Origin of the sequence: Pseudomonas sp. CM25 (assembly GCF_013179705.1) — a bacterium.
Classification (GTDB): domain Bacteria; phylum Pseudomonadota; class Gammaproteobacteria; order Pseudomonadales; family Pseudomonadaceae; genus Aquipseudomonas.
On the sequence record NZ_JABMCW010000433.1, the window covers coordinates 1 to 3,923 of the forward strand.

The 3,923-nt window shown below is 61.3% G+C and carries 5 protein-coding genes and 1 pseudogene; 4 read left to right on the forward strand and 2 right to left on the reverse strand.

The window, feature by feature from the left end:
- Both cheR and HP546_RS27225 read right to left on the reverse strand, forming a co-directional pair.
- Window positions 1-305, reverse strand: a pseudogene (gene cheR, locus HP546_RS27220) (protein-glutamate O-methyltransferase CheR); the annotation flags it as partial.
- 51 nt (window positions 306-356) lie between these two features.
- Entirely contained in the window at window positions 357-1,286 is a 930-nt protein-coding gene (locus HP546_RS27225) for a chemotaxis protein CheV (RefSeq protein WP_172232027.1), read from the reverse strand.
- Between the two features lie 77 nt (window positions 1,287-1,363).
- On the opposite strand from HP546_RS27225, the gene flgA reads away from it, so the two are divergent.
- From flgA to HP546_RS27245, 4 genes are all read left to right on the forward strand, one after another.
- Complete coding sequence (flgA, locus tag HP546_RS27230; protein ID WP_172232030.1) at window positions 1,364-2,116, forward strand: flagellar basal body P-ring formation chaperone FlgA; 753 nt, start codon at window positions 1,364-1,366, stop codon at window positions 2,114-2,116.
- A gap of 164 nt (window positions 2,117-2,280) precedes the next feature.
- Window positions 2,281-2,595, forward strand: a complete 315-nt coding sequence (gene flgM / locus HP546_RS27235; protein WP_172232033.1) for a flagellar biosynthesis anti-sigma factor FlgM — start codon at window positions 2,281-2,283, stop codon at window positions 2,593-2,595.
- Window positions 2,596-2,644: 49 nt separating this feature from the next.
- Window positions 2,645-3,112: a flagella synthesis protein FlgN gene (locus HP546_RS27240; protein ID WP_172232036.1), complete on the forward strand. Its 468-nt coding sequence runs from the start codon at window positions 2,645-2,647 to the stop codon at window positions 3,110-3,112.
- 79 nt (window positions 3,113-3,191) lie between these two features.
- The coding region (locus HP546_RS27245) for a flagellar brake protein (RefSeq protein ID WP_172232039.1) at window positions 3,192-3,923 on the forward strand (732 nt) is incomplete at its 3' end.

Here is a 3,923-nt window from a genome sequence, read left to right on the forward strand (position 1 = left end):
TGGCCGGGGTTGTTGCGGATGAACTCGGGGATCACCTTGTTCTTCAGCACTTCGAACGGGTAGGTATCGCGAAACCACAAGGTCTCGTTGGTGGTCATGGCATCGACCACCTGCTCGCGCAAACCGCTGCGCGGCTGGGTCTGGATGCGCTGCACCAGCTCGCCCAGGCTCTTGATACCCTGTTGTTCCATCAGCTTGTTGAGACGGCTGGAAACCAGATACTGCTTGTTCTCGCCCAGCAGGATGCCACAGGCTTTCTCCAGGAAGACCCGGAACTGTTCGAAATCCAAATTACCCGTAGACACTACTTTGCCGCCTCTTTTCAATCACTGGTGCCGGGGCGTACCCCGGCTGCTTCAATGCGCTGCCTTGATCCGGTCGACCACCCGCTGGGCCAGGTCGTCCGGCTTGAACTTGGCCAGGAAGTCATCGGCACCGACCTTCTTGACCATCGCCTGGTTGAACACCCCGGAAAGCGAAGTATGCAGGCAGATGTGCAATTTTTGCATGCGTGGGTCGCTGCGGATCTCTGCCGTTAGCGTATAGCCGTCCATTTCCGGCATTTCAATGTCCGAGATCATCATCAGGAACTCTTCTTCCGGCTTTTTCCCCTCATCCACCAGCTGGCGCAGGTAGTTCAGGGCCTGACGGCCGTCATTGAGTGCCACCACCTCGACCCCCACGGTCTGGAGGCAACGGCTGACCTGCTTGCGCGCCACCGATGAATCGTCGACGGTCAGCACCCGCAGCAGCACGGCCTTGTCCTGGGTTTCGGCATCGATCACCCCGACCGACACCGACTCGGACGACGGCGACACTTCGGCCAGCACCTTTTCCACGTCGATGATCTCGACCATGCGGTTGTCCACCCGGGTCACCGCCGTCAGGTAGTGGTCGCGGCCGGTCCCCTTGGGTGGCGGGTGGATTTCTTCCCAGTTCATGTTGACGATGCGCTCTACCGAGTGCACCAGGAAACCCTGGGTCTTGGTGTTGTACTCGGTGATGATCACGAAGCTGTTGCGCGTCTCTTCCTCCAACGGCCGCAACCCGGTGGCCATCGACAAGTCGAGGATCGGGATGGTCGCCCCGCGAATGTTGGCAACGCCACGCACCACGGGGTGCGCCTTGGGCAGCAGGGTCAGTGCAGGGCACTGCAGCACTTCCCTGACCTTGAATACGTTGATGCCGTACAGCTGTTGGCCATTGAGGCGGAACAGCAGCAATTCCAGGCGATTCTGCCCCACCAGCTGCGTGCGCTGGTTGACCGAATCCATAACACCCGCCATGCCAGACTCCTTTACATTTCAGCCTTTGGTTGCAACTCAGGTAGCGAGTCGGCACGGGCTTTGCTTTTTTGAGCGCCATGCACACGAAAACGACATTTTTCCGACGATTGACGCACCTGCTGACTGGCTTGCTGGCAACCCTGTGCCTGCTGGTGCCCGGCGTTCGCACGGTAGCGGACGCGTTCACCTTGCCTGAACAGCTTATCGGTGTCACCCAAGGGTTTCTTGAATTCACCGTCGAAGATTATCTGGCCACCACCCAGACAGCCGGCCGCTACGAAATCCAGGTCAACCCGCTGGACCCGCGCCTGCGCATGCCGCTGTGCAGCCAGCAGCTGGACGCCTCGCTGGAAAGCCCCGCGCTACCGCTGGGCCGGGTGACAGTGCGGGTACGCTGTGACAGCGCCGCACCGTGGACGGTGTTTGTGCCGGCTACCGTGCGCCTGTTCCGCGACGTGGTAGTGGTAACCCGCCCGCTCAAGCGTGACAACGTGGTGGGCGAAGGCGACGTGGCCCTGCGCGAGCGCGATGTGGGCACCCTGGGCCAAGGCTTCCTGACCGAGCTGGACCAGGCGGTAGGCATGAAGATGCTGCGCCCCACGGTGATCGATCAGGTGCTCACCCCGCAGCACCTTGAGCAGGCCGAGGTGGTACGCAAGGGCGACCATGTGGTGATCATCGCCCGCAGCGGCAGCCTGAGTGTGCGCATGCCCGGCGAAGCGCTGGCCAAGGGTGGCCTGAGCGAGCAGATTCGGGTGCGCAACCTGAATTCCAAGCGGGTGGTCAAGGCCAGGGTGACCGGCCCGGGCCAGGTCGAGGTGAGCATGTAGGCCAGCCGCCAGATTGCGCTGGCAGAGAGGAACCGCTTTTTCTAAACTGTGTCAGAACACGGGTTCGCGAGCTTGCTGACAGGCGGCTGTGCTTTTGTGCCTAAAGTTTCTATCGGGTTGGCCGAAAACAAGGCAAGCGTCCAAATACCCAGAGGTTTCTGATCATGGTCATCGACTTCAGTCGTTTGAATAACTCTCCGTCCGTCACGGGCGGCGTGCGCGGCAACAGCGCGCCCGGCAGCGCCGAAAAACCGGCAGCCAGCCCGGAAGCCGCCAGCGGCACCAGCGCCAGCGGAGAAGCGGTACACCTCAGCCAAGAGGCAAAGCAGTTGCAAAAGATCAGCGACAAGCTGCGCGACGAGCCAGTGGTCAACAACGCCCGCGTGGCCCAGTTGAAGCAGGCAATCGCCGATGGCAGCTACCAGGTCGATGCCGGCCGGGTCGCCAGCAAACTGCTTGATTTCGAAGCCCAGCGCTGACCCTACGGCGCGCTGACTTCACGGACGCTTGAAAAGCCAAGAGTTAGCCATGCACGACACGACCTTGCTGCAACTGATGGAAGATGACATTGCCCCGATGCAGGAACTGCTCGACCTCCTGAACAAGGAGGCGATCGCCCTGCACGGCCGCGACATGCCGTTGCTGGAGCAGATCCTGGCCCGCAAGCAGTCGTTGATCATCTTGCTCGAGCAGCATGGCCAGCGCCGCAGCCAGTTGCTCGGCAGCCTGGGCCTGACTGCCGACCGTGCCGGCGTGCAGGCATTGGCCGCGCAATCGCAGCACGGCGAGGCGATGCTGCAGCGGCTCGACATGCTGTCGAAGCTGATGGACGACTGCCAGCAGGTCAACCAAACCAATGGCCGGATCATCCAGGTGCAGCAACACATCACCAGCAACCAGGTCAGGATTCTCATGGGTGGCGATTCGCCGTCGCTCTACGACAGCCGTGGCAGCACCTCGCTGCTGGCCAAGCCTCGGGCGCTCAGCCAGGTGTGATTTTTCTATCAAGGCACGGAACATACTGGCAAAATGCCGTTACTTGCGTGTGTCGCTTTTGCCTGGAGAACGATAAGCCGTGTTCAATGAAACCGATGCCCCGCAGCCGCCGAAGGTGCTGAACACCCCTTTGGAGATTGCGGCCAACTTGCGGCAGCTGCAGGAAAGCCACGACCCCCTGATCATCACCTTCCACGACCGCAGCCAGCGCTTCCAGAGCTACGTGGTGCACGTGGACCGTGACAGCAACACCCTGGCGCTGGACGAGATGATCCCGCGTGACGGCGAGAAGTTCATCGAGAATGGCGAACACTTCCGCGTCGAAGGCTTCCACGATGGCGTACGCATCGCCTGGGAATGCAACCACGAACTGAAGATTACCGAGGTCGATGGCCACCGCAGCTACCGTGGCGCCATGCCTGTAGAGATGACCTACCACCAGCGCCGCAACGCCTTCCGTGCCGCGCTGAAGCTTTCGCAGCTGGTCGATATCATCCTCGACGGCACCCACCTCAAGGGCAACGGCGCCTTGCGCGGCAAACTGCTGGACATCTCCGCCACCGGCTGCAAACTGCGCTTCGAGGGCAATGTCGAAGACCGCTTGCAACTGGGGCAGGTGTACGAGCGGTTCAAGGCGGGGAACCCGCTGGGCCTGGTGGATACCATGGTCGAGCTGCGCCACCTGCACTACGAAGAGCGTATCAACACCACCTTCGCTGGCGTGCGCTTCCACAACCTCAGTGGGCAGGCGCAGCGCAAAATCGAGAGTTTTGTCTACCAGCTGCAGCGTGAAGCGCGGCGGTTTGACAAG